This window comes from Cedecea sp. B1(4), assembly GCF_059414925.1.
In genome coordinates this window covers 64723-89791 of record NZ_JCAHMZ010000002.1, presented here as the reverse complement: position 1 = coordinate 89791, position 25069 = coordinate 64723, and the positions used below count along the sequence as shown (strand labels likewise).

The 25069-nt window shown below is 56.2% G+C and carries 28 protein-coding genes, 2 tRNA genes and 1 riboswitch; of the genes, 15 read left to right on the top strand and 15 right to left on the bottom strand.

Annotated elements, in window-relative coordinates:
* The first annotated feature begins 165 nt into the window (after positions 1-165).
* From ACR6JA_RS03850 to ACR6JA_RS03820, 7 genes are all read left to right on the top strand, one after another.
* Positions 166-1431: a flavin-containing monooxygenase gene (locus ACR6JA_RS03850; protein ID WP_494492913.1), complete on the top strand. Its 1266-nt coding sequence runs from the start codon at positions 166-168 to the stop codon at positions 1429-1431.
* A gap of 26 nt (positions 1432-1457) precedes the next feature.
* Positions 1458-1886 carry a RidA family protein gene (locus ACR6JA_RS03845; RefSeq protein ID WP_045783033.1) on the top strand — a complete coding sequence of 143 codons (429 nt, stop codon included), beginning with the start codon at positions 1458-1460 and terminating at the stop codon, positions 1884-1886.
* A complete protein-coding gene (locus tag ACR6JA_RS03840) occupies positions 1883-2557 on the top strand; it encodes a DUF1028 domain-containing protein (RefSeq protein ID WP_494492912.1) in 675 nt (224 codons plus the stop codon). The genes ACR6JA_RS03845 and ACR6JA_RS03840 overlap by 4 nt, the downstream gene beginning before the upstream one ends.
* Positions 2550-3698 carry an acetylornithine deacetylase gene (argE, locus tag ACR6JA_RS03835; RefSeq protein WP_494492911.1) on the top strand — a complete coding sequence of 383 codons (1149 nt, stop codon included), beginning with the start codon at positions 2550-2552 and terminating at the stop codon, positions 3696-3698. The genes ACR6JA_RS03840 and argE overlap by 8 nt, the downstream gene beginning before the upstream one ends.
* A 326-nt stretch (positions 3699-4024) precedes the next feature.
* A complete protein-coding gene (locus ACR6JA_RS03830) occupies positions 4025-4654 on the top strand; it encodes a hypothetical protein (protein ID WP_494492910.1) in 630 nt (209 codons plus the stop codon).
* A 114-nt stretch (positions 4655-4768) separates the two neighbouring features.
* Positions 4769-6037, top strand: coding sequence for an MASE1 domain-containing protein (locus ACR6JA_RS03825; RefSeq protein ID WP_494492909.1), 1269 nt, complete (start codon positions 4769-4771; stop codon positions 6035-6037).
* A gap of 37 nt (positions 6038-6074) precedes the next feature.
* Positions 6075-7400: an HdeD family acid-resistance protein gene (locus ACR6JA_RS03820; RefSeq protein WP_008458056.1), complete on the top strand. Its 1326-nt coding sequence runs from the start codon at positions 6075-6077 to the stop codon at positions 7398-7400.
* 16 nt (positions 7401-7416) lie between these two features.
* Here ACR6JA_RS03820 and ACR6JA_RS03815 read toward each other — a convergent pair whose 3' ends face one another.
* Both ACR6JA_RS03815 and ACR6JA_RS03810 read right to left on the bottom strand, forming a co-directional pair.
* A complete protein-coding gene (locus ACR6JA_RS03815) occupies positions 7417-7752 on the bottom strand; it encodes a DMT family transporter (protein WP_213716473.1) in 336 nt (111 codons plus the stop codon).
* Positions 7753-7927: 175 nt separating this feature from the next.
* Positions 7928-8017 (bottom strand) — tRNA-Ser (locus ACR6JA_RS03810).
* A gap of 94 nt (positions 8018-8111) precedes the next feature.
* Here ACR6JA_RS03810 and mtfA point away from each other — a divergent pair.
* The 4 genes from mtfA (at position 8112) to ACR6JA_RS03790 (ending at position 10656) form a co-directional block, all read left to right on the top strand.
* The gene (gene mtfA / locus ACR6JA_RS03805; RefSeq protein ID WP_494492908.1) at positions 8112-8909 is read left to right on the top strand and encodes a DgsA anti-repressor MtfA; all 798 of its coding nucleotides are present in this window, start codon (positions 8112-8114) and stop codon (positions 8907-8909) included.
* A gap of 99 nt (positions 8910-9008) precedes the next feature.
* A tRNA-Asn gene (locus ACR6JA_RS03800) sits at positions 9009-9084 on the top strand.
* 256 nt (positions 9085-9340) lie between these two features.
* Entirely contained in the window at positions 9341-10141 is an 801-nt protein-coding gene (locus ACR6JA_RS03795) for an MBL fold metallo-hydrolase (RefSeq protein WP_494492907.1), read from the top strand.
* Between the two features lie 185 nt (positions 10142-10326).
* Positions 10327-10656 carry a gamma-glutamylcyclotransferase family protein gene (locus tag ACR6JA_RS03790; RefSeq protein WP_494492906.1) on the top strand — a complete coding sequence of 110 codons (330 nt, stop codon included), beginning with the start codon at positions 10327-10329 and terminating at the stop codon, positions 10654-10656.
* 41 nt (positions 10657-10697) lie between these two features.
* On the opposite strand, the gene ACR6JA_RS03785 is transcribed toward ACR6JA_RS03790, so the two are convergent.
* From ACR6JA_RS03785 to ACR6JA_RS03730, 12 genes are all read right to left on the bottom strand, one after another.
* Complete coding sequence (locus tag ACR6JA_RS03785; RefSeq protein ID WP_494492905.1) at positions 10698-11657, bottom strand: YbgA family protein; 960 nt, start codon at positions 11655-11657, stop codon at positions 10698-10700.
* 17 nt (positions 11658-11674) lie between these two features.
* The gene (locus ACR6JA_RS03780; protein WP_494492904.1) at positions 11675-12202 is read right to left on the bottom strand and encodes a DUF3833 domain-containing protein; all 528 of its coding nucleotides are present in this window, start codon (positions 12200-12202) and stop codon (positions 11675-11677) included.
* Complete coding sequence (locus ACR6JA_RS03775) at positions 12199-12726, bottom strand: chalcone isomerase family protein (RefSeq protein WP_494492903.1); 528 nt, start codon at positions 12724-12726, stop codon at positions 12199-12201. Before ACR6JA_RS03775 ends, ACR6JA_RS03780 begins: the two co-directional genes overlap by 4 nt.
* Positions 12723-13208 (bottom strand): DUF2878 family protein, encoded by a 486-nt coding sequence (locus ACR6JA_RS03770; protein ID WP_494492902.1) that lies wholly within the window; start codon positions 13206-13208, stop codon positions 12723-12725. Before ACR6JA_RS03770 ends, ACR6JA_RS03775 begins: the two co-directional genes overlap by 4 nt.
* Positions 13205-14425, bottom strand: a complete 1221-nt coding sequence (locus tag ACR6JA_RS03765; protein ID WP_494492901.1) for a class I SAM-dependent methyltransferase — start codon at positions 14423-14425, stop codon at positions 13205-13207. The genes ACR6JA_RS03770 and ACR6JA_RS03765 overlap by 4 nt, the downstream gene beginning before the upstream one ends.
* Entirely contained in the window at positions 14422-15144 is a 723-nt protein-coding gene (locus tag ACR6JA_RS03760) for a DUF1365 domain-containing protein (protein WP_213716490.1), read from the bottom strand. Before ACR6JA_RS03760 ends, ACR6JA_RS03765 begins: the two co-directional genes overlap by 4 nt.
* A gap of 1 nt (position 15145) precedes the next feature.
* Positions 15146-16405 (bottom strand): NAD(P)/FAD-dependent oxidoreductase, encoded by a 1260-nt coding sequence (locus tag ACR6JA_RS03755; protein WP_213716492.1) that lies wholly within the window; start codon positions 16403-16405, stop codon positions 15146-15148.
* Positions 16402-17121 carry an SDR family NAD(P)-dependent oxidoreductase gene (locus tag ACR6JA_RS03750; protein WP_213716494.1) on the bottom strand — a complete coding sequence of 240 codons (720 nt, stop codon included), beginning with the start codon at positions 17119-17121 and terminating at the stop codon, positions 16402-16404. The genes ACR6JA_RS03755 and ACR6JA_RS03750 overlap by 4 nt, the downstream gene beginning before the upstream one ends.
* Complete coding sequence (locus ACR6JA_RS03745) at positions 17118-17552, bottom strand: nuclear transport factor 2 family protein (RefSeq protein WP_213716496.1); 435 nt, start codon at positions 17550-17552, stop codon at positions 17118-17120. Before ACR6JA_RS03745 ends, ACR6JA_RS03750 begins: the two co-directional genes overlap by 4 nt.
* A gap of 227 nt (positions 17553-17779) precedes the next feature.
* On the bottom strand, positions 17780-18508 hold the full coding sequence (locus ACR6JA_RS03740; RefSeq protein ID WP_085540480.1) for a MerR family transcriptional regulator: 729 nt from the start codon (positions 18506-18508) through the stop codon (positions 17780-17782).
* Between the two features lie 192 nt (positions 18509-18700).
* Entirely contained in the window at positions 18701-19276 is a 576-nt protein-coding gene (locus ACR6JA_RS03735; RefSeq protein WP_494492900.1) for a DUF1349 domain-containing protein, read from the bottom strand.
* 24 nt (positions 19277-19300) lie between these two features.
* On the bottom strand, positions 19301-20323 hold the full coding sequence (locus ACR6JA_RS03730) for an LLM class flavin-dependent oxidoreductase (protein ID WP_213716379.1): 1023 nt from the start codon (positions 20321-20323) through the stop codon (positions 19301-19303).
* Between the two features lie 163 nt (positions 20324-20486).
* Positions 20487-20588: riboswitch (TPP riboswitch) on the top strand.
* 59 nt (positions 20589-20647) lie between these two features.
* Here ACR6JA_RS03730 and tenA point away from each other — a divergent pair.
* The 4 genes from tenA to ACR6JA_RS03710 are packed head-to-tail and all read left to right on the top strand — an operon-like array spanning position 20648 to position 23790.
* Positions 20648-21328 (top strand): thiaminase II, encoded by a 681-nt coding sequence (tenA, locus tag ACR6JA_RS03725; protein ID WP_213716380.1) that lies wholly within the window; start codon positions 20648-20650, stop codon positions 21326-21328.
* Positions 21325-22065 (top strand): ABC transporter ATP-binding protein, encoded by a 741-nt coding sequence (locus tag ACR6JA_RS03720; protein ID WP_213716381.1) that lies wholly within the window; start codon positions 21325-21327, stop codon positions 22063-22065. Before tenA ends, ACR6JA_RS03720 begins: the two co-directional genes overlap by 4 nt.
* Positions 22062-22832 carry an ABC transporter permease gene (locus tag ACR6JA_RS03715; RefSeq protein WP_213716382.1) on the top strand — a complete coding sequence of 257 codons (771 nt, stop codon included), beginning with the start codon at positions 22062-22064 and terminating at the stop codon, positions 22830-22832. Before ACR6JA_RS03720 ends, ACR6JA_RS03715 begins: the two co-directional genes overlap by 4 nt.
* A 25-nt stretch (positions 22833-22857) precedes the next feature.
* Complete coding sequence (locus ACR6JA_RS03710; RefSeq protein WP_213716383.1) at positions 22858-23790, top strand: ABC transporter substrate-binding protein; 933 nt, start codon at positions 22858-22860, stop codon at positions 23788-23790.
* A gap of 43 nt (positions 23791-23833) precedes the next feature.
* On the opposite strand, the gene zigA is transcribed toward ACR6JA_RS03710, so the two are convergent.
* A complete protein-coding gene (zigA, locus tag ACR6JA_RS03705) occupies positions 23834-25054 on the bottom strand; it encodes a zinc metallochaperone GTPase ZigA (RefSeq protein WP_213716384.1) in 1221 nt (406 codons plus the stop codon).
* Positions 25055-25069: the final 15 nt, after the last annotated feature.

Below are 25069 nucleotides of genomic sequence, written 5' to 3'. Positions count from 1 at the left end.
TCACCGTATTAAAATACAGGAAATTCATAGCCCGTAGCTGGAGGCTACTTTATTTATACCTTATCCCTAGATTTATAATATTTTACGGAATGTCTGCCGCTTAATAACCTTGTGCCATAGCGAAGTTGCTCTGAATCATATTTCCCAGGCACCAAGGAAACAGACATGACCGAAATAAAAACACTGACAGATACCCTTGTGATTGGCGCCGGCCAGGCCGGGATCGCCATGAGCGAGCACCTGACGCGCCTAGGCATTCCCCATCTGGTGCTGGAGAAAAATCGCATCGCCGAAGCCTGGCGCAGCGGCCGCTGGGATTCGCTGGTCGCCAACGGCCCGGCCTGGCACGACCGCTTTCCTGGCCTTGAATTTGACGCCGCCGACCCGGACAGTTTTGTCCCCAAAGACGAGGTGGCGGACTACTTCCAAAACTACGCCCGGAAATTTGAAGCACCGGTAAAAACCGGCGTGGAAGTGAAAAGCGTGACGCGCAATCACGGCAGGCCGGGTTTCACGGTGGAAACCAGCGACGGTATTGTCGAAGCAAAGCATATCGTGGCTGCCACAGGGCCTTTCCAGCGCCCCGTCGTCCCGGCTATTGCCCCGGCAGATGACGGGTTGCATCAGATTCACTCTGCCGCCTACAAAAATCCTGCCCAGCTTCCGACTGGCGCGGTGCTTGTGGTGGGGGCAGGCTCTTCCGGGGTACAAATCGCCGATGAGCTACAGCGTGCTGGCAAGCAGGTTTACCTTTCCGTAGGTGCCCACGACCGCCCTCCCCGCGCTTACCGCAACCGGGACTTCTGCTGGTGGCTGGGGGTGCTTGGGCTGTGGGATGCGGCGGCCAATCAGCCTGGCAAAGAACACGTCACCATTGCGGTGAGTGGTGCTCGCGGCGGCCATACCGTTGATTTCCGGGCACTCGCACACCAGGGCATTCACCTCGTCGGCCTGACTCAGCGCTTCGCCGAGGGGAAAGTCTTTTTTGAAGATAATCTGGCACACAACATCCGCCAGGGGGATGAAAGTTACCTGGCCCTGCTGGACGCCGCCGATGCGTGGATTACCCGCAACGGGATCGATCTGCCCGAAGAGCCGCAGGCCCGTGTCTTCCCGGCCTATCCGCTTTGCGTCACCCAGCCCACGCTGGAATTGAACCTCGCCGAAGCGGGCATCACGTCGATTATCTGGGCGACCGGATACGCCCCGGACTACGGCTGGCTCAACGTGGATGCTTTTGATGCTCAGGGCAGACCACGCCACCAGCGCGGCGTTTCCAGCGAGCCGGGCGTCTATTTTCTCGGCCTGCCGTGGCTTTCCCGCCGGGGGTCAACGTTTATCTGGGGCGTGTGGCATGACGCGAAATACGTCGCCGACCACATTGAAACCCAGCGCAAGTACAGCCGCTATCTCGACGCTTCCCAGCGCTAACCTTTTTGCCAACAAGGAATTAACCGATGCCCACGCATACCCGTATTCGCATGTTTAACACCAAAGAGACTTACCCTAATCAGTCGCTGAACAACGATCTCTGCCAGGCCGTACGCGCCGGGAACACCGTGTATGTGCGCGGCCAGGTCGGGACGGATTTTGAAGGGAATTTGATTGGGCTGGGCGACCCGCAGGCGCAGGCTGAGCAGGCCATGAAAAACGTTAAGCAGCTGCTGGAGGAAGCCGGGAGCGATCTCTCCCACATAGTGAAAACCACGACTTACATTATCGACCCGCGCTACCGCGAGCCTGTGTATCAGGAAGTCGGCAAATGGCTGAGAGGCGTCTTCCCGATCTCCACCGGGCTGGTGGTTTCCGCCCTCGGCCAGCCGCAGTGGCTGATGGAAATCGACGTTATCGCAGTGATCCCGGACGATACTCAGGGGGAGAAATGACCTTTTCCATCGCCGCACGCTGCCGGGACACCGGCCAGCTTGGCATCGCCATTAGCTCGTCCAGCATCGCGGTCGGCGCTCGCTGCCCGTGGCTGCTGCCGGGCGTCGGCGCGGTGTCGAGCCAGAATATTACCCTGCCCGCGCTGGGCCCGATGGTGCTGTCGAAGCTGGGCGAAGGTGTCGCGCCGCAGGAGGCACTAAAGCTGGTCGCCAGTGAACATCTGCACGGCGACTACCGGCAGGTGACGGTCATCGACAGCAACGGCAAAACGGCCTGCCACAGTGGCGTTAATTCACTGGGCATTTACCATGCCGTGGAGGGGGACAACTGCGTGGCGGCGGGCAATATGCTGGCCGATAAGTCAGTGATTAACGCCATGATCGAACGCTTCGTACAATGCGCCGGCCCGTTGGCAGACAGGCTGATGGCCGCCCTTGAAGCGGCGCTGGAAAAAGGGGGTGAAGCCGGGCCGGTACACTCGGCGGCGTTAAAGGTAGTGGACACCGTCGCCTGGCCGGTTGTCGACCTGCGCGTGGACTGGGCGGACGAAAACCCGATTGCCGCGCTGCATTCGCTCTGGCTGGCCTATAAACCACAAATGCAGGATTACCTTATTCGGGCGCTCGACCCACGCGAAGCCCCCCGCTACGGGGTACCCGGCGATGAATAGCCAACTGATTCCTTTATTGCAGAAGTTGCTGGCACGGGACACCACCAGCCGCGAGTCCAACCTGGCGCTGATCGAGGATATTCGTGATTACCTAACCGAATGGGGTATCAGCGCGGAGCTGTTTCACAGCGCAGACGGGCGTAAAGCCAATCTTTATGCGGTGTTTGGCCCGGCAGGTGGCGGTGGCGTGATGCTCTCCGGCCATACCGACGTGGTGCCGGTGGACGGGCAACAGTGGAGCGTCCCTCCTTTCGACATGACTTACCGGGAGGGCCGCTACTACGGGCGCGGCGCGGCGGACATGAAGGGCTTTATTGCCTGCGTGCTGGCCTCCGTCCCGGCGTTTCTTGCACAGCCGCTGAGAATGCCCCTACACCTCGCCTTCTCCTACGACGAGGAAGTCGGCTGCCTCGGCGTGCGCAGTCTGGTGGAGCACCTCCGTGCCTCCAAAGAGAAACCCGCGCTTTGCATTGTCGGAGAGCCAACCGAAATGCGCCCGGTTTACGGGCACAAAGGGAAAATCGCCATGCGCTGCGAGGTGCACGGCCATGCCTGCCATTCTGCCTATGCGCCAGAAGGGGTGAACGCCATTGAATATGCCGCCCGGCTTATCGGCAAACTGGGAGAAGTTCGCGAGGCTCTGACCCAAAAGACGGATGCCCGCTTTGATCCCCCGTTCAGCACGCTCCAGGTTGGCACCATTCAAGGCGGCAGCGCGCTGAACATTGTGCCGCAGGAATGCCAGTTTGATTTTGAAATCCGCTACCTGCCGGGTGTCGAAGTCACGGCGGCGATCGCCGACATTCAGGGCTATGCGCAGCAAAACCTGGTGCCCGCCATGCAAAGCATCTCCCCGGCAAGCGCCATCCGGTTTACTCCCCTGAGCCACTACCCCGGCCTGCTGACGAACGCCCAGTCCGAGTTTGCCCGATGGCTGGCGCAGTGGTGCGGCAGCGATGACTACAGCACCGTGGCGTTTGGCACCGAGGGCGGACTTTTTGACGAAGCCGGGATCGCCACGCTGATTTGTGGCCCCGGCAGCATGGACCAGGGGCACAAGCCCGATGAGTTTGTTGCCGAAGAGCAGCTGCAAAAGTGCATGGCGATGCTGGAAAACCTGCGCCAGTGGATGCGCGCCTGATCGCTGCGTAGCGTCTGCAGGGAAAAAAAAACAGATAATTTATGCCAATCAAAAGCAAACCAACAGAACATCCCACTTAAATACATCACCATTTAAATCATTAACTCCAGGAAAGGAAAGGACAGCGGCAAATAACCAGTATAAATCTGGGTTTATTCCTTATCGTTGAGCCATTATTTACTCTTAAGGAGGATGATCGTGGAGGATTAATAGTAATAACCCTCTGCTTTCAGAGCATTTTATTCACAATAAATTAATCTAATTTTTACATAAAGGTTTTGCTGTTTCGCTTATTAAATTCGGGTTAGATGAGGGGCATTTTCTTGTTGGAAACGACCGATTCAGCCCTGGAGTTGGTTGGGATGTCCGGGTTCAAAACACGCTTATTTTTGCTTAAAAAAAACAGCCAACACCTGCTGTTATTGTGCAGTGGCTTACTGCTTAGTATGCTGGCCGCACTGATTGTCATCGGCATTTTTAAACCCACGGTAAAGCCGCTGAATGACCGAAGTGATACTGTTGCCCTGCTGGTTTATAGCTGGGAAGCTGAGGCCAGCTCGCACCTGACATCCGCGAAAATTTATCATTCGACCGATGCAGGGACCCGCAAGGATATTTTATTGATGGTCTGGAACGTGAAGCCCTGTCTTTTGGCGGGGAAAATGTCCGTCTCAGCGATGCCAAATCAGGCCATGAAATGGGTGCAACGCGAACTTCGGGAATCTCTGCGTACCGCTTTGATCCCCTCTCCCGCTTCCCACTGCGTATGCCCGGGAGCCGAAGAACGCCCCGATCTTTATAAGCAAAGCATCGTGGCAGAAACCGGGTCGCATGGGCAGACCCACGAGCAAGATATAGAAGACAATCATCAACATGAAGGGCAAATACAACCTTCAGCGGCTAACGTCAGGGCTATTTTCTCAGCAGAGAAAGTCGATGCGCGGCATGCAGTCTGAAGTCTAGTAAATGGCCCTATTTTGTGTTTTCAGCCAAGGATTGTTAGCCTTTACGTAAAATAACGCCCGACAGCGGAATGCTGCGCGCTTTCCTGAATTAAAAATGGACGAGAAATGAAAACGTATTTCCCTTCCTGGCTGCAGCAAACCGCTATCCTGCTTTTGTGGGGGCTGGTCTATTATCTGTCCGGGCTTATCTCGCTAAAATTTGACGACCCGAACTCCGCAATAGCGATTGTCTGGTTCCCATCGGGCGTTGCCGTAGCGGCTTTATTGTCTGCCCGCTGGCGTGACTACCCTGCTCTTATCCTTATCTTCGCGGTAGCAAGCATCCTGCAGGACGAAGCCTGGCACAGCCTGCCTCTTTTTTTAACCACGCTGGGTTATTCGCTGCTGGCGATGCCTGCCAACGTGCTTATTGCCTGGCTGGTACGCCGTTTCTCTCGGCCCAATGACGACCTGCACGTCATCCTGCTGTGGATCTGCGCCACCTTTATTGTCAGCCTGTTCGATGCGCTAATCGTCGGCGGAGGCTACGCGTATTTCACCGACCAGCCGATAACAAAGACCATCTGGAATGGATTCGTTGCCGACGTGACCGGGATTTTCTTCGCAACGACCATCGTCATGGGCTTCGTGAATAAGCGTGGCCTCCAGGCCGCTCTTACCTGGTCTTCCCGTCTGACAGGTCTGGCGCTGTTACTGCTGATTTGTGCCGCAACGGTGTTTATTTTCGACTACAGCGGGACCTGGCTCAGAACCGAAGCCGCCGCGCTCTATTTTGCCCTTTCTTGCTTACCGATTGTGCTGACGCTAATGCTTTCCCTGGTCTGGGGGAATCGTGGAGGCTCGATTGGCCTGCTGACACTGGGGGCGATTGTTATCCACTTTACCGACCAGCATCAGGGGCCCTTCTTTCTCCACGGCCTTAGCTTCACCGAATCCCTGCTGCTGGCGCTGAGCTATCTCTCTGCGACCGCCTTACTGGTCGTCTTTGTGCGAGTGTTAAGCCGCTCTACGACGCGTTTCAATCCGGACACTGGCCGACTGGCGGGTAATGGCATACTTTATCGACTGGAGCCTGAAACCGGTATTTTCAACTGGGAAAACGATCTCTCTTCACTCCTGGGTTCAACTTCCCCCCAAGCGTTCGACACCATCGAGCGAGTCCTGGCGCAGGTACATCCCTCAGATCGGGAAAAACTTCGGCAGCATTGGCTCTCTCCTGTTCCGAACCAAAGCAAACCCCTGATATTTCGTATCAAGGTGAATGAGGATGAATGGCTCACGCTGGTTGACAGCGGCGGCGTTGCTATGTCCAACGGCGGGACAAGCATTATTGTCGGAAACTGGCAGGTCAGCCATTATGATCTGGCTATCTAAACACGGACGTGAGCACTTTTTAAGGAGAGACAAACTTGTGATTCAGATTGCGTTGTTACTGTTCGGCGTCGACTTTATGCGCTCAAGGGTTAAATATCTGATCCTGCTGGGGAGTCTTTGGAGCCTGCTCGGACTGGCTATTTTCCTGGACGGTCTGGACGGCGTGACGTATTTCCCGTTGCGCTTTTTTGGCCTGCTTTTGCTGCTGGAAAGTCTGGTAACGCTGAGCATCGCTTCCGGCGGAGTCGGAGCGCAAAAAGCCGTGCTTTACTTTAAGGGGGGGATTTTTTGTTTCGTCTCGCTGCTTATCTTATCCAATCAGCCCTACAGCAATTTGCTGCTGGCCATCGTGTTTGGTTTTGCTTATTTCGTCATTGGCCTGTTCGTTATTTTCTCGGCGTGGATTGTACGTTTCCCCCACTGGAAGGGCACCCTGATCACCGGTTTAGCGCAAATTATGTTCGCCTTTTTTATGTTCAGCCCCTGGCCTACGCATTATAAAGCTACGGTATCGTTCTTCCTGGGAACACTGATGATTTTCAGCGGGATCCATACCGTACGTCTTGCACTTCGCGTTGCAAGGCTGCGAGAAGGTATCTCGGTCTTCGACCTTTTAGTGCCTGCAGGAATAGGTGTTGAAGTGAAAAAAGGCACGAATATCAAGCCTAACCTCGCCGAACCCGCGAACGTTGATTTTCGTGAACCGCTAACCGTACATATCTGGACCCCGGAAGGTACAGCCAGCGCGTCAACAATTCCACGGCCGGTCATCAACCGCTATATCGCCGCAGTAGACTCCGAAGGTGTTATATCAACGGGCCACGCCGCGCTTGAAGTCCCACCTGATCTTTACATCAGCCTTTATCCTGCAGAAGACATTGATAGGTCGCCAGCCGAGTTTTTGAATACGCTTAAGGCCACACGCGATAATGATGTGCCGGGAACGTATCAGCCTGACTATGCCACTGAATCCGCAGAGTGGTGCCAGTCAGATCGCAAGATCTATTTCCATCATTACAATGGCAAAGCCTTACAGCGTTTCTGGAGTGCCTACAAGCTGACAAAAACTTACAACCTCACCTACCGTAATTGCTCGAGCAGCGTTGCTTACGCTCTTGAAGCGTCGCTGGATGGCGTGCTTTCAAAACATACGCGAAGCTGGTTGTCCATACTCAGAACGCTCGCGATGCCCGAGCTCTGGATAGCCGCCCAGGTGCGTAAACGTGCCACTTCTATGGCCTGGACTCCGGGGCTGGTGATGGATTACGCCAGAGCACTACGCAGCATCGTTCACCCTGTCCCCGAGCCATGGTATCAGCGCGTCACATTCAAGTGGCGCGACAACAGTAAGGCCGGGGAATAGCCGTTATTAACGGCGGTCAGTGGGTAACAGACTTTGAGAAAAGCTGAATAATCATGATGCCCACGGCAATAAACAACATGCCTGCGATAGCCGGAAGATCGAGTTTTTGTTTATAAAACAGAAATGACATCACCGAAACCAGGAAGATCCCCATCCCCGCCCAGATCGCATAGGCGATACCAATATTCATGGTCTTCACCACTTGGGAGAGGCCATAGAATGAAATTGCGTAGCCCACAACCACCACCACGCTGGGAGCCAGACGGCTGAACCCGTCAGAGGCTTTCATCATGGTGGTCGCCAGCGTTTCTGCACATATAGAAATGGCAAGGATAACGTAAGTATTAAGCATATTTTTTCCCGTTGTACAAAATCCTCGGGAGAGTATAGAACTTAATGCGCGGCGGTATTTCAACAACAGGGAAATCGCAGCCGATGCCAGGCGTTACTGTTACATATAAGGTTATCTGTATTGCGGGAGCGAGAGATTGGTCACTGAAATGAAATGCGATAAGTGCTTGAATAATTGGCGGAGAGAGGGGGATTTGAACCCCCGGTAGAGTTACCCCTACTCCGGTTTTCGAGACCGGTCCGTTCAGCCGCTCCGGCATCTCTCCGTTCTGGTGGTTGCCATCATGCCAGGTTATGCGGCATTTTAACAGTCTGGGTTCTTTCGTTTCAGTTCAAACGATGACTTTGCGAGCAAGTAACATGATTAAGTGGCCCTGGAAAGCAAGTGATTCAAGCGCCGCCCCCGCGTTACCGTGGGAGCAAGCGTTAGCCATTCCCGTGCTGGCATCACTCAGTGAAACCGAGCAGCAGAAATTAATTGGCCTTGCGGATCGTTTTTTACAGCAAAAACGGCTGGTGCCGCTGCAGGGTTTTGAGTTGGACGATCTGAAGCGCGCCCGTATTGCGCTCCTGTTTTGCCTGCCGGTGCTGGAACTGGGCATTGAATGGCTGGACGGTTTCCACGAAATCTTGCTCTACCCCGCGCCGTTTATTGTGGATGACGAATGGCAGGACGACTTCGGCCTGGTGCATAGCCAGCGGGTGGTGCAGTCCGGGCAAAGCTGGCAGCAGGGCCCTGTCGTTCTGAACTGGCTGGACGTGCAGGACTCCTTCGACGCCTCCGGGTTCAACCTGATTGTTCATGAAGTTGCCCACAAGCTGGACAGCCGCAACGGCGACCGCGCCAGCGGTGTGCCGTTAATTGCGCTGCGGGATGTGGCCGGCTGGGAACACGACCTCCACGCCGCGATGAACAGCATCCAGGATGAAATCGACATGGTGGGCGAAAATGCCGCCAGCATCGACGCCTATGCCGCCACCGATCCAGCTGAATGTTTTGCCGTGCTTTCCGAATATTTCTTCAGCGCGCCGCAGCTTTTCACGCCGCGTTTCGCCTCGCTTTACCAGCGCTTTTGCCAGTTCTACGGGCAGGATCCGCTCCAGCGGCTGGTTGAGCGTGAAAACTCCCCCGGCACTGCCGGAAATACGGTGCATTAATCAGCAACGAGATGTAAATTTAACCATATGAATTAATACGTTACTTTTACTGTTGACAGGTTTTATGGCTAACGCTAATATTCGCCCCGTTCACACGATTCCTCTGTAGTTCAGTCGGTAGAACGGCGGACTGTTAATCCGTATGTCACTGGTTCGAGTCCAGTCAGAGGAGCCAAATTTAAGAAGCCCGCTTAAGGAAACTTAAGCGGGCTTTTTGCTTATCATACATCTCTGAATCGGGAAAAATTTGTGGTCATTAAAGCATCCCAGCTTTAGTTAGGCCCTGCCTTCCTCCTCATACATTGCTTTCAGATAAGCAAATGCTGCCTGTATATAAATCGTGTTCCCCTCCAGGAATGAAGTATTATTGACTGCGTCTCACAGAGTTATCGCCGCCTGGCGGTAACGAATCACTTCAGGGAAGAGCGAACATGTCCATAACCGTCAGCGTCCTGCTGGAAAACCGACTTAAGCCCGGAGCTAAAAATTTGCTGCGTGCTAAGGCCGGACTTAGTCTGTTGATACAGGATGAAAATGATTCAATTCTGTTTGATACCGGCCCTGATGATAGCTTCATGCACAACGCAGGTTTAATGGGCGTCGATTTGACAAACCTGACCGCGGCTGTACTTTCCCATGGTCACTATGACCATTGTGGCGGTGTTCCGTGGCTCTCAGATACATGCCGGATAATATGCCATCCCATGGTGGCGAATGAGCGCTACTCGGCAGTAAGGTTTTCAGGCTATACCGCCAGAATAAAAAAATTATCACTGGATAATGATTTTTCACGTTTTCGTATGGAGTACAGCAGAACCCCACTACATATCGGGGAACGTTTTATGTGGTCAGGAGAGATCCCTGTGGCCAAACCGCATGCCTACGGTGTTCTCGGTCGTAAAAATACGGAAACGGATTATGTAAAAGATGAAGGAGTTTTAATTTATAAATCCGACTTTGGGCTGATCATTTTTATCGGCTGTGGTCACCGTGGATTGATTGATATCGTACGCCACTGCCAGAATATAACCGGGATAAATCATATTCATGCTATTTTCGGTGGCTTTCATCTACGCTGTGCGTCACCCCTTAAGCTCTGGAAGGTAAGGAAATTTCTACATCGCCATAAACCAGATAAAATACTGGGTTGTCATTGTACGGGTAAATGGGGCAGCTTGTGGTTGCCAGAAGCAGTCTCTCCGGCAACGGGTGATGTTTATGTTCTTGGCTAGGGTTTTAATAAACAGAGTGACTATCACGACACCGCCACTGAACAGTACCAGTATGCCGACGATTTTCATCAGCATGCATCCCTTGAATTAATCCCCCTGCTTTCCCGTTGCCAGCCGCCGCAATACGCCGTATGTTGAATCCCCTGCTCTGGTCCTGATTTAGTGGCGTTACGCGTCGAGGAAAAATGGAATCACTGTTTGTTTACGGCACGCTTCGTCCCGGCCACGTTAACGTCCATATTATGGAAAACATCGGCGGCGAGTGGCTGCCGGGCTATGTGCGCGGCACTTTCTACGAACGCGGCTGGGGCGCTGCCGCCGACTTTCCCGGCATCGTGCTGGATAAAAATGGCCCGGAGGTTCACGGCTATCTGTTTTTATCCCAAAACCTGAGCGAAAACTGGCCGATGCTGGACGAGTTTGAAGACGGGTACGACAGGGTCGAAGTCGAGGTTACCACGCCTGATGGCCGCACCGTCAACGCCTGGATTTATCAGTTGCAGCCACAGCGCTAAGCGGAGACCGAATGCAGGTTCGGCCTCCTTCTTTTAGTCAGTTAATTTACGCCGAGCCGCAGCGCTAAATAATCCGGATAAGGATTAAAGTAATTCTGCGTCAGCAGATAGCGATCCGGGTACTCCGCCAGATAATGTTTCAGCAACGTCAGAGGCGCCAGGATCGGCAACAACCCGTCGCGATAATGCAGGATCACATCCCGCAGCTCACCGCGCTGGCGAGTATTCAGCCTGGGACGAAAATACCCCTGAATATGCATCAACACATTGGTGTGATTCTTCCGCGAGGCGGGCGTTTTAAGGATTGCCATCAGCTTCTCACGGTAGGCCACAAAGAAGCTGTCGAGCTCGTCCCACTCATGCATCGAGGCGACGAAAGGGCCAATCTCGCGGTAGCCCGCCTGATGGTGCGCCAGCAGTTGAAGTTTGTACCGACTATGGAAATCGAGTAACGCGCGGCGGCTCAGGCCGTTAGCCCGCAGCGTGTTCAGTTCATGCAGCGCGAAAACGCGCTCCACAAAGTTTTCCCTCAGCATCGGATCGTGCAGGCGACCATCTTCTTCCACCGGCAGCCAGGGGAATGTCTTCAGCAACGCCTGGGTGAACGTCCCCACGCCCTCCTTGCGGCCAGGGTTGCCCTTCACGTCGTACAGCCTGACACGTTCCATCCCGCAGCTCGGCGATTTAGCACAAACGATAAATCCAGCCAGCCCATCCAGACCCGAGACGTAGTTTGTGGCGAAATCAGCCATTTTCTCCGTGACGTCGTCATGCGGCGCCTGGCTAAAACGCATTCTGATCTCCCCTTCGCCCAGTTTCACCAGGCGAAGAGCGGGCCGGGGAACAGGCAGACCAATAGCCATTTCCGGGCAGACCGGTTTGAAGGTCACGCTCTGCGCCAGCTCCTCCATGACAAAGGCCATTCGCTTGTGCCCGCCATCAAATCGCACGGCAGAACCGGTTAAACAGCCGCTGATCCCAATCACAGGTTTGGTGCTCATCGCTTTATCCTCTCTGACTAAATTTTTCGGGTAAAGAACAGCGTGACTGTGCCTACGGTAACCCCGAATTTTTTCATCTCGGTTTTATTGAAGATATGTTTGTCGTCCTGGAGGTACATCCAGTCGTCAAAGTGCAGCAGCCAGGTGCTGCCGTTGGCTTTAACATTCATGCTGTAGCGCCAGTTAAAAGCGTTGCCTGCGGCCTGGCCCGTCGCCACGCCGTCGATATCCCCGGCCGTACCCTCGAAGCGTTCCGCGCTGACGCGGCGGATGCGCCACACCCGCTGCTGCTGTTCCCCATCGTCATAGAGGAAATGTTCATTCAGCGTCAGGGTGTCCCCCACCACATTGCCGTCGACCTCAACGTGAAAGCGGCGCAGCTGTTTCCCGCTGCGATCCTGCACCATGCCCCACGCCTCAGTTTTGCCCTGGAAATAATGGAAGATGTCTAGCGTAGGCTGCTGGTGACGATAATCAGTAATCTCGGTGCTACAGCCAGCCAACAGCATCAGCCCACCCAGCGCGAGTAACAGTATGCGTTTCATTTTTCACCTCCGGTCAGCTGCTGACGCAGCTCAGGATATTGCGTCCGGGGCCCCAGCCAGATGGACAGAAAGCAGGTGCTGAAATCAGCAGTCTGCCGCGGCCCTAATGGCGTAAAGTTTTTTTGCGCCGCAGAAGCTCGGTACCAGAACTGGCCCTGCCCGTCAGTCAGGACAAAAGCTAGTTGCGTATCAGCCGTGACATCCGGCCAAAGCGTTTGCAGCATCCGCAGCCAGGCTTCACTTCGCGGTTCGCTGGCCAGGATGCCCTGCGCCTGCCACTGCTCGCGGGTGGCATCCACCAACTCCTGGCTGTCGATATCGCGCTTATAGGTAATGATCAGCGCCTGATCTTGCGTCAGCCCCTGATAGCGCACATCCGGCGTCCGCAGCTGAGAGGTATAGACGGTAAACGGCCCCCAGGTCAGGGTCGCGTCCCCCACTTTGCGCCAGCTAAGCCAGTCGTCAGCGTGGGCGGCAGGCGAAAGCGCGCTTAGCCACAGCAGCATCAACAGAACGCCTCTCATGTTCGCCTCCCCGGTAAAAGATGAAAAAACAGCATGAGCGTGAACCAGCCCGCAGCCATCCAAAGCGCGACAATAAACGTCGGTGCCAGAAAGGTGATGGCGCCTAAATGTTTACCCAGCCAATAAGCTACCGGGCCGCCCAGCGTCGCCATCAGCGTCAATACCCATCCCGGCAACGTTGACAGACACGCCATCCGCATCCAGACGCTGGCAAACATCAGCCACAGTGCAACCATCCACAACGGTAAAACCCCGCCGCCGTCAAAGGCGATTAAGCCCGTTACCACCCAGAAGGCATCCAACGCGCTACCCGCAGCCGCCAGCAGTAGCACACTGACTCTGTGAGCGGGGGATAGCAGCCACCAGGCCAGTAACGACAGGACCAGCCATAAGATCAGCCCCCGCTCGCGAAACAGCACCACCAGCGTCCAGTAGAGATCGAACGCAATAGCCAACAGGCACAGCTGCAGAGGGCGTTTCATACCCGCTCTGCGGTCAACTGCACCACGCTGATGGTGCGGGCGTTGAATCCGGCCTCACAGTAGCCGAAGTAATACAGCCACATCCGGCGGAAGCGGTCGTCAAACCCCAGCGCTTCAATCTCCTGCCAGGCATGAATAAAACGCTGCCGCCAGTGCGCCAGCGTGCGGGCGTAATCGGGTCCCATGTCAAACAGGTTGCGCACGACAAAGTCGGTGTGGCGGGTCATCAGGTCACTCATCACCGTCACGCTGGGTAAGAAACCGCCGGGAAATATGTAGCGCTGAATAAAGTCGACGCTTTTGCTGTAGTCCCGGTAGCGCTGGTCCTGAATGGTGATGGCCTGAATCGCCATTTTCCCGCCGGGGCGCAGGCGTGCCTGGCAGGTGCAGAAGAACGCGGGCAGATAACGCTGCCCTACGGCCTCGATCATCTCTATCGAAACCAGCTTGTCATAGTGCCCGGTCAAATCCCGGTAATCGCAAAGCAGCACCTCGACCCTGTCCTGCAGTCCCGCACGGGCGATACGTGCCTTCGCCCAGTCGTACTGCTCCTGGGACAGCGTGGTGGTGGTCACCCGGCAGCCATAGTGAGAAGCAGCGTACTCCGCCATCGCCCCCCAACCGGTGCCAATCTCCAGCAGATGATCGCTTGCCTTTAACGTCAGCTGTTCACACAGGCGCGCCATTTTTGCACGCTGGGCTTGAACAAGATCCTGCTCATCAGAGGCAAACAGCGCGCTGGAGTAAAGCAGCTCTTGATCGAGAAATAGCGAGTAAAAGGTATTGCCCAAATCATAATGTGCGGCGATGTTTTCCCGCGCCTGCTCCCGGTGATTACGCCGCGTCCAGTGGCGAAAACGTTCCACGGGTTTACCCAGCAGGCGGAAACCGTTTTCCAGTCGCCCCAGAACACGCCCGTTTAACGCAAGAATTTGCAGCAACGGGGTTAGCTCTTCGGTCTCCCAGTCACCGTCCATCCAGGCTTCGGCGGCCGCCAGGCTCCCGCCGGTGAGCACTCGCCAGTAAACTCTCGGGGAGTTAACCTGCACCCCGGCGCTAAGTGAGGCGGTTGTATCCCCAAAATGGAAGGCCTGCGATCCTTCACGCACGGTGACAGACCCTTGCTCTATGCCGCTCAACAAGCGAAACAGCAGCCAGCGTGCGATACGGACGCTGCGCGGCATATCAGGTTCAAGCGCAAAGGCGGGATTGGTCATGAACGTTCACTCCTGCTGGCCGGATGATTGTAAACAGGCACACGTTTGAGCCACAGCCGCAGCGCCTGCCAGTAAATGGCGACCGCAGTTTTTAACGTCATAGCCGGGAAACGCAGCAGCATCGACGTCAGATTTTTGCGCGTCAGGGCCTGACGGCGCAGCAACAGCGTGGCATCAAACACTTTCGAGGCCTGATGATTTTCAATATGCATGTGCAGCGTTTTGCCGGGGGGGTTAAAACGCCAGTGGTACACCATGTCCATCGGGTTAAATGGCGAAACATGGAAGGCTTTTTCATTCGGACGTGGCGTCTGCCCATCTACAGCATAGTAGTGACGCTCGTTCCACGGAGTATTACGCACCTCGGCAAGCACCCAGCGCAGGGTGTTGTCGCCGGCATAACAGTAGTAAAAGTTGACCGGGTTAAAGTGGAAACCGTAGTAACGCAGCTGGGTCAGAAGCATAACTCGCCCTGCAGGTTGCTCCCCCGTCAGGTCTTTCAGACGCGCAAGGACTTTCTCTTTGAGCGGCGTACCCAGCGGGTAATCCGCATCGTGAAAAGCGGCAGCGGCGAAACGGTTACGGCGGATGCCAATCCCCGGCAGCGCATCAAGCTCGTCTAAATCAAGCCAGGCCATAAACACGCGGTAGGTAAAGTGGTGCGTTTTAGGCTGAAGGCGGCGGTGGCGCAAGATCCCCTCATAAAGGCAACTGTTCATCTTATTGCCCTCCTCCGGTCGCAATCCCTTGCACCACATCCAGCGCACTGTGCACGCCGTCTTCATGAAAACCGTTGTACCAATAGGCACCACAGAACCAGCTTCGCTGCTGGCCGTTTATCTCGCCGCGACGTGCCTGCGCCCGCCAGCTTTGCGGGTTAAAGAGTGGATGCTCGTAGACAAAACGCTGCCAGACGAAGCGGGGATCGATGGGCGTTTCCGGGTTCAGCGTCACGCAAAACAGCGGGGCTTCTTTCGGCAACCCCTGCAGGATGTTCATATTGTATGTGACGCAGGCGCTGGCCTGCTCCTGGGAACTCAGGCGATAGTTCCAGCTTGCCCAGGCGCGTTCGCGCACCGGCAACCAGCGGCGATCGCTGTGCAATACCACCTCGTTGCGCTGCCAGCCAATATCCCCCAACACTTCACGTTCGGCCTGAGTGGGGTGCTCAATCATCGCCAGCGCCTGAGCAGAGTGGCAGGCAAAAATCACCTGATCGAACGCCTGGTTTGAGTGTTCCAGTTGGATGGTAACGCCGTCGTGATGACGGCTAACCCGCTGGACCGGGGCGTTAAGATGCACGGTCAGCCTTTCGCCCAGTTGCGCCAGCATTGCCCGGATGTATTCCCGTGAACCACCGGGTACCACGTACCACTGGGGACGCTGGGTGATATCCAGCAGGCCGTGGTGCTCAAAGAAGCTCAGAAACAGCGCCAGAGGAAAACGGCGCATCTCATCCAGCGACGAAGACCAGATAGCGGCTCCCATGGGCAAAATGTAGTGGCGTGCAAAAAAGGCGCTGAACTGTTGCTGAGCAAGGAAGTCCTGCAACGTCGCCTGGGGATCGACCTCTCCCGTCAGCGCGGCTTTTGCCTGCCGGTTAAAACGGACAATCTCTTTTAGCAACCCCCAAAATGCCGGGTTAATCAGGTTGCGACGCTGAGCGAACAACGAGCTAAATGTGTGGCCGTTATATTCCAGCCCGTTTTGCGGATTATGTACCGAAAAACTCATCTGCGTTTTATGCCCACGGATGCCAAGCTCGCTCAGCAGGCCCATAAACCGCGGATAAGTCCTGTCGTTATAGACAATAAAACCGGTGTCGATGGCATAAGTGCCCTGCGGCGTAGCCACATCCACGGTGGCAGTGTGGCCTCCCACGGTGGAGCCAGCTTCAAAAAGGGTGACCTGATGATGCCCTGCGAGCCGCCAGGCGCAGGTCAGCCCGGCGATGCCGCTGCCGATAATAGCGATGTTCATGAGCGCACCATCCTGCGCAAAAAGAGACGCTGCAGACTGGCGGGTAACCCCGCCAACAGACGCATTACCAGGCCGAATCCCGTCGGGAAAGCAATTTCATCGCGGCCTTTAGCCAGGCCACGGCGGATCGCTTTCACCGCATCATCGACATTCACCCGGCCGGGCATGGAAAAATCGTTTTTTTGAGTTAACGGTGTGTCCACAAAGCCCGGTGAGACCACCGTGACGGCAATCCCTTTCGGCTCCCAGTCCAGGCGCAGGCTGTTGGCAAACCAGGTCAGCGCGGCTTTGGAAGCGCCATAGGCTTCTGCCCGAGGGAAAGGCAACCAGTGGGCCATCGAACTGACCAGCACTACGCGGTTGCCGGAAACAAGCTGAGGCTGAAGCGCGGCCAGGCAGTTGACCGGCCCAAGAAAATTGGTCGCCATTACCCGCTCAACCAGCGCGGCATCCACCCGACCGTTATCCAGGTACTCACAGGTTCCTGCACAGAGGATGACCAAATCAGCCCGGCAGTCGGCCAGCGCCTCACGGCTGGCATCCCGGTCGGTCATATCGAACTGGCGCACCGCGATGTTTGAACTGTGCTGTTGCAACGTGGCCAACCGCGCCGCATCTCTGCCACAGGCAATGACGCGATGCCCCTCATCGGCCCAGGATTTTGCCAGCCCACTACCGATGCCGGAGCTTGCGCCCGTAATGAGGACAGTCATCATGGGCGCACCCTGCTTTTCACGCTGCGAACCGCCCAGCCCAGCAGGGGCAAGTGTTCATACAGCATTTCTCCGGCATCGTAGTAGTCGCGCTGGCGAACGATCAGGTCATTCTCGAGATCAACGACCGAACAGCCAGGCAAAGACAGCCCTTCTCCTCCGGCGACCTTCGGGTGAGACCAGTGCATGGTCCAACTGACGGCAAAACGCGCCTCGTCGCATAGCGGAGGATCGATAGCGAAACGGCAATACGCCACGCTGGTCAACAAGTGAGCGAAGTAGCGTTGGATCTCAGCCAATCCTCGATGCTCGCCAAACGGATCGATGAGTATGGCATCGGCGGCGTAAAGCCCGGCCAGCGCCGAGAGCGGCTGCTTGTCCAGCCCGGCGTAATAATCCACAAAGCGATGAATGGCGGTTGGCATTATGCCCATGAGTTTCACCCTCGCGGTGAAGCACCTGACGTTATCGTATACTTAAAACTTGCACAAATACTTAAATTTGTCCAAGTTTAGATTGTGATATTTTTAAAAAACCAACCATTTCAATGAACTAATAACAGAAAAACGATATGGAAAATTCCATTTTTCAACAGCAAAACTCAACCCGCCGCGTTTTCAGCGGGCCGTTGGATGAGCATATTGTGGAGGGGAAAACGACCCTAGAGGGGAATTATCTCGAGCATAGCGCCCTGCTGCTGCCAGAGCTCAAGCTGCTTTTTACGGGTCGCCGTCAGCTTACCGGAGGTGACCAGCAGCCATTTTCGGTCAGGAAAGATTTCCGGGGCCAGAACGGCTGGCGGAACAGGAAGCACGTCGATGCGGTGTCCCTGGCCGGTTCGCCTGAGCGCCTCCAGCCAGATTTCGCAGGGGTCACTCAGATGCCAGCCGGTAATCAGGCAGTTGTCACCGGGCGCTCTTTTATCCCCTTCGAGGCAAAACGAGGTGTAGGCGATAATGATGCCGTCGAGAATTTCGCGCAGGGTCATGATGGCCGGCACGTTAGCCGAGACTTTACTGCGCAGGGGGCGTAGAACCTCCGTCACCAGTTCCGCGCGCGGATATTCCCGGCCTGCATCGTAGAGAAGCTGGCGAAGAGATTCGATTTTCCCCTCATTCAGCCGCTGCAGCATACTCTCCTGCAGGCCAAGCCAGTTGTTCGCCCGGCGCGTTTCAGGCCGGGCCAGCAGCGGCTTAACCTGGCTGACCGGCACCCCTTTTTTCACCCAGTCGAGAATGTTAAGCGCCTGCTGGATATCTTCGTCGCTGTACTGCCGATGACCGCCATCGGTTCGCATCGGCTTGAGCAGGCCGTAACGACGCTGCCAGGCACGGAGCGTGGTGGCGTTTATCCCGCAGAGCCGGGCAAATTCGCCGATGGAGTAAGACATGAAGAGCACCTGATAACCATGAATACTCACAATATACTACGAATTATACCGGGCTGAATGAAGCGCGAAGCGTTTGCACTTTATTTTCAATGTCCAACGGAAAAACATTTGCCCCGTTACCGGCTTTGTCCCCGCCAGGAGAAACGCTGCCTGGCAAATGTCTGGCGGGGCGCCGCCCGACTAAACGGCTGATTAACTTAAATCGTGCAGTCCTTTATCCAGCGCGGCACTCAGCATCATTTCTTCGAAGTTCACCGCCAGCCCGCCACGCTGCGGGGTGCAGCACATCACGCCTACTCTGCATGCGTCGAATCCGGGGAAATGCGCCAGTCTCAGCAACGGCCAGCTTTTGCCGTCAACGGAATACTGCAGCCGCAGGCTGTCACCTTTTCGGGTCAGGCGCATCCAGAACAGATTTGCCTGACCGGGAAATACACCGGTTGCCCAATCGGAATGGCCCTGCGTCAACACGCTGCCAATGGTGGGGGCGTTGTCGTTAAACTCGATGCCCGCTTTTAGCCAGTGGGATTCATCCCCCAGCAGCATGATACCGGCCTGGTCGTAGAGTGCGCTAAATTCAGCTTTGACCTTCACCTGGAAGGTAAAATCCTCCTGCACGTTGCAGCCATAAAAATGGCCGGAGAAACGCTCAAACCCGTACCATGTTTTGCGCCAGAAGTCGGTTTGTTCATCGGTGACAACTGTCAGCCCGCCGTCGCCTTCTTGCCAGACTTTTGGCTCATTAATCCAGTAAAAATCCGGGTTCATAGCATGACCTTTTCCCTGTTTTATTTAGCGCCAGCCCAGCTCCGGTGCAACGTGCTTCAGAATAGATTCGATCAGGTGCGCGTTATAATCCACGCCCAGCTGGTTTGGCACGGTTAACAGCAGCGTGTCGGCTTCGGCAATCGCCTCATCCTGCGCCAGTTGCTTAATGAGCAGCTCCGGTTCAGCGGCATAGCTGCGGCCGAAAATGGCCCGGGTTTGTGGCTCGATGTAGCCAACCTGATCGCCTTCTTTGCCGCTGCCGCCGAAGTAGTTGCGGTCGCGCTGGTCCATTAACGCGAAGATGCTGCGGCTGACGGAAACGCGCGGCTCACGCCTATGGCCCGCTTCTTTCCACGCGGCCCGATAAGCGCGGATTTGCTTCGCCTGCTGGATATGAAACGGCTCGCCGGATTCATCGGTTTTCAGCGTGGAGCTTTGCAGGTTCATCCCTAACTTCGCGGCCCACGCCGAAGTCGCATTGGAGCTCGCCCCCCACCAGATTCGCTCCCGCAGCCCGGCAGAAAACGGCTCCAGACGCAGCAGACCCGGTGGATTAGGAAACATTGGCTGCGGGTTCGGCTCGGCAAAACCATCCCCTTTCAGCGCCTCAAGAAAAACCTCGGTATGACGGCGCGCCATATCGGCTTCGGTTTCTCCTTCCCCTGGCACATAGCCAAAATAGCGCCAGCCGTCGATCACCTGCTCCGGCGAGCCACGGCTGATCCCAAGCTGCAGTCGGCCCCCGGCAATCAAGTCCGCGGCTCCCGCGTCCTCCACCATATAGAGCGGGTTTTCATAGCGCATGTCGATCACGCCGGTACCGATTTCAATACGTTTGGTTTTTGCCCCGATGGCCGCCAGCAGTGGGAAAGGCGAGCTTAACTGGCGAGCAAAATGGTGCACGCGGAAGTAAGCGCCGTCAGCGCCAAGCTCTTCGGCGGCAACGGCCAGGTCGATGGACTGCAGCAGCGTATCCGCCGCAGAGCGCGTGCCGGACTGGGCGGCAGGCGACCAGTGGCCAAACGAGAGAAAGCCAATCTTTTTCATCGGATATCATCCTTAGACTCGTAGGTAACCGGCCTACAGTGACAAAATTCCCGCCCCGAGTGCCAGCAAAATATTGCGATACCGCACTAAACGGATCGTCGCTTTCAGCAAGGTCAGACACAGCGCCCGGCGATTGTAATCAAAAAGTAAATGTCGTATAACAGGCACCTCCGAGGGGTGTCCTGTATGGGCTGAGATGGCGTAAGCCGAACCCTTTGAACCTGATCTGGGTCATGCCAGCGAAGGGACGGTCGGCAATCACAGCTCTGTTATTGTCTGTTCATACCTCTGCGCGCCCGGATCTCCACTTACCCAGGAGGTCCCATGTACACCCCACTTTTCGAAAACGGTCTTTACGGACGACTGCGCGAGCAGGCCGGCCAGCACTGGCAGGATTACGTCGATCACCCTTTTTTGCAGCAGCTTGCTGTCGGCACGCTGCCTGAAGCCGCATTCAAGCGCTATCTGACCCAGGATTATCTTTTCCTGATTCATTTTGCCCGCGCCTACGCCCTGCTGGTCAGCAAGCTTCGCACGCTGCCGGAAATGCGCACCGCGACCGCATCGCTGAATGCCATTGTCTCCGAGCTGCCGCTCCACGTGGCTTACTGTCGAAGTTGGGGCCTGGACGAAGCGCAAATAGTGGCCGAGGCGGAAGCGCCAGAAACCATGAATTACACCCGTTACGTGCTGGATATTGGCCATTCAGGCGACGCGCTCGATCTGCTGGCTGCCCTGTTGCCCTGCGTGGCCGGATATGCAGAAATCGGCCTTGGCCTGCTGCATAGCCCCGACACGGTGATGGCAGGCAATCCCTACGCGAACTGGATCCGTAACTATGGCGATGAAGGCTACCTCACCGGCGTGCAAGCCGCTGTGCAGTTGCTCGAAAACGTAGGCCACCAGCGTGGCGCGGAAAGCCGTTTCTCAGAGCTATCACAGATTTTTACCACCGCGACGCAGCTTGAATCCGCGTTCTGGCAGATGGGGCTGAATGCCTCATGACCGACAGCGCGACTTCGCCGGGCATTCAGGTGCGCGATCTCAGCCTGCGCTTTGGCCAGCAGACCATTTTTGAGCGGCTGAATTTTGATATTCCCGGCAGCAGCTTCGTTGCCCTGCTGGGCGCGAGCGGGGCGGGTAAAACCAGCCTGCTAAAAATTATCGCCGGGCTGGCGCGGGCCTGTGGCGGAAGCGTGACCTGCAGCGACGGCCTGCCGGTTGCCGGGCGTATCGCCTGGATGGGGCAGAAAGATTTGCTCTACCCGTGGCTCAGCATTGAGCAGAACGTGGCCCTCGGAGCTCGCCTGCGTGGTGACGCGGTCGACAGGCAATGGACGGAACATTTGATTGAGCAGGTCGGGCTGGCTGGCTATGCCAAAGCCCTGCCAGCTTCGCTATCGGGCGGGATGAGGCAACGTGCCGCCATCGCCAGAACGCTTTACGAAAAGCGCCCGATAGTGCTGATGGATGAGCCGTTTTCGGCGCTGGATGCCATCACCCGCACGGCCATTCAGGACCTGGCGGCCAGGCTGCTGGCAAAAAATACCGTGCTGCTGATCACTCACGATCCGATGGAAGCCTGTCGGCTCAGCCATCGCCTGCTGGTGCTCTCCCGCTGGCCTGCGGGCATCGACGATACGCATGTTATTGCCGGGCAGCCGCCCCGCGCGCCGGACGATGTAGATCTACTCCAAAGCCAGGCCGGGCTGCTGCAACAGTTGATCAGGGCCGCCGAATGAAGCTGACTTCAGACACCCATGCTACACGCCTGCGCCGTGGGCTGACCGTCTTTGCCGGGCTGCTGCTACTTTGGTATCTGCTTACCCTCGGCAATATTCCCGCCTTTCTTTTGCCCTCTCCCGCTTCGGTGGCACTGGCGTTATGGGATGGCCGCGATTATCTCGCCTGGCACACGCTGGTCACCGCCTCAGAGATTATCAGCGGGCTAATTCTGGGCGTGCTCCTCGGTGCGGGCCTGGCGCTGGGCATGATGTTTTCCCCCCGCCTCCAGCGCTGGCTGATGCCACTGGTACTCACCAGTCAGGCAATCCCTGTGTTTGCCCTCGCACCCCTGCTGGTGCTGTGGTTCGGCTTTGGCATGAGCGCCAAAGTGGCGATGGCGGTGCTGGTGATTTTCTTCCCGGTGGTGTCGTCGTTCTTTGACGGATTGCGCCGAGTGAATAACGACTATCTGGATTTGGCCCGCACGATGGGGGCTTCACGCTGGGCGCAGCTGAGGCACGTTCGGCTGATGGCGGCGCTGCCTGCTTTTGGCTCGGGGCTGCGCATGGCCGCCGCCGTCGCCCCCATCGGGGCAATTATTGGCGAATGGGTGGGCTCTGCCGAAGGGCTGGGCTACGTCATGCTAAACGCCAACGCCCGCATGCAAACCGACGTCTGCTTTGCCGCGCTGTTTATTTTAGTCCTGATGACCGTTCTGCTTTGGCTGGCGGTCGATGCCCTGCTGAGGCGGCTGATTGTCTGGTCGCCTGAAAACAACGAATAACCGCCTTAATTAAGGAATTAAGAAGATGAAAAAAACGCTGTGTGGCCTGCTGCTCACCGCCGCCTTTGCCGCTCAGGCCTCCGCCGCTGAAAAGCTGACCCTGGTGCTGGACTGGTACATTAACCCCGATCACGCGCCCATTATGGTGGCTGAACAAATTGGCGCTTTTAAGGCCGAAGGGCTGGACGTGAAGATCATCCCGCCATCCGACCCGGCGTTGCCGCCGCGCCTGGTTGCCGCCGGGCAGGCCGATCTGGCCATTACCTACCAGCCACAGCTGCATTTCTTTGCCGATCAGGGGCTGCCGCTGGTGCGCGTCGGGACGCTGATTAACACCCCGCTGAATACGGTGATGACGCTGGATCAGAACATCAAATCACCAGCGGATCTTAAAGGCAAAAAAATCGGCTATTCCGTCAGCGGTATCGAGCAGGCGACGCTTGCCACCATGCTTGAGCATGAGCACGTCAAACCGGAAGAGATGAAGCTCATCAACGTCAACTTCCAGCTCACCAGCGCCCTGCTGGCGGGCCAGGTGGATGCGGTGATCGGCGGCTACCGCAATATCGAAGCGCTCGAGCTGAAGCTTCAGGGTAAACCCCCGGTGGTGTTTAACGTCGAGGACTACGGCGTCCCGGCCTACGATGAGCTGATTTTTGTGGCGAATCGTAAAACGGCGAATGAACCGAAGATCAAAAAATTCTTCGCCGCGCTGAAAAAAGGCAACGAGTACCTGCAGACGCATCCGCAGGAAACCTGGCAGGCCTTTGCCAAAGCCCACGCAGAACTGAATACCGAGCTGAATAAGCAGGCCTGGCAGGCAAGCCTACCGCTGTTTGCTACCGACCCGGCTAAACTCGACCGCGCCCGCTACCAGGCCTACGAACAGTTTCTGTTTGATAACAAGCTGATCAAGAAAATCACCCCGGTGGATGACTACGCCGTAGAGCTGCACTAAGCCAGGTTGCCCGGTTGCCTGCCAACGGGCAGCCGGGCCTCAGTCAGTCGAACCAGGCATCAATCGGATCGTAATACCGTGCCCAGGCTTTAGGCCCTTCTGCCATTTCGGCATCGGTAAGTAAGGCATACTGCAGCTTCTCGCGCAGACTCGCCTCGTCCATATCAATGCCGATGAAAACAATCTCCTGGCGCGCATCGCCAATACCGTCTTCCCAGTGCTTTAAAATGTGCCTGAGGCTTTCGGCATCCTGCGGCCACTGCTCACGGGGGATGCTAGCCCACCACATCCCTGCCAGTCCCTGGCGCATCACACCGCCCGCGTGGGACCAGGATCCGGCATGCTGAGGGCGACTCGCTAGCCAGAAAAAGCCTTTGGAGCGAATAACGCCTTTAAGCCCGCCGTCGGTCACCATCTGGAAACGTGCCGGATGGAAGGGGCGCCGGGCACGAAAAACAAAATTACGAATACCGTATTCTTCGGTTTCCGGCGTATGTTCGCCGCGCAGTTCTTTTAGCCAGCCCGGCGCCTGAGCGGCGGCATCAAAGTCAAACAGCCCGGTATCCAGAACCTGATCAAGGCTAACCTGGCTAAACGCCGAAGTGATGATTTTTGCGCGTGGGTTAAGGGAATGCAGCACGGACATCAGGCGGCGTTTCTCTGCGTCGTCGATAAGATCCGTTTTGTTGAGTACAAGAACGTCGCAAAATTCTATCTGGTCAATCAGCAGGTCAACCACGGTGCGTTCGTCCTCCTCACCCATGGACTCGCCGCGAGACTGAATGCTGTCGTAAGATTCATAATCCCGAAGGAAGTTAAAACCGTCCACCACCGTCACCATGGTGTCGAGCCGGGCGATATCGGACAGGCTTTCACCCTTATCGTCCACAAAGGTGAACGTTTCCGCCACGGGCAGCGGTTCGGAAATACCGGTAGATTCGATGACCAGGTTATCAAAACGCCCTTCCCGGGCAAGCTGGCTGATTTCCACCAGCAGATCTTCACGCAGCGTGCAGCAAATACAGCCGTTGCTCATCTCCACCAGCTTTTCATCGGTGCGCGTCAGGCTTGAACCGCCCTCACGCACCAGCGCAGCGTCAATATTCACCTCGGACATATCGTTGACGATCACCGCCACCCGCCGCCCTTCCCGGTTATTTAAAATATGATTCAGCAAAGTGGTTTTTCCGGCACCCAAAAAACCGGACAGCACGGTAACGGGCAGTTTCTTTGGCCGATTGTCGGCCTGTGTTAACGATGACATTGCAACTCCTTACTG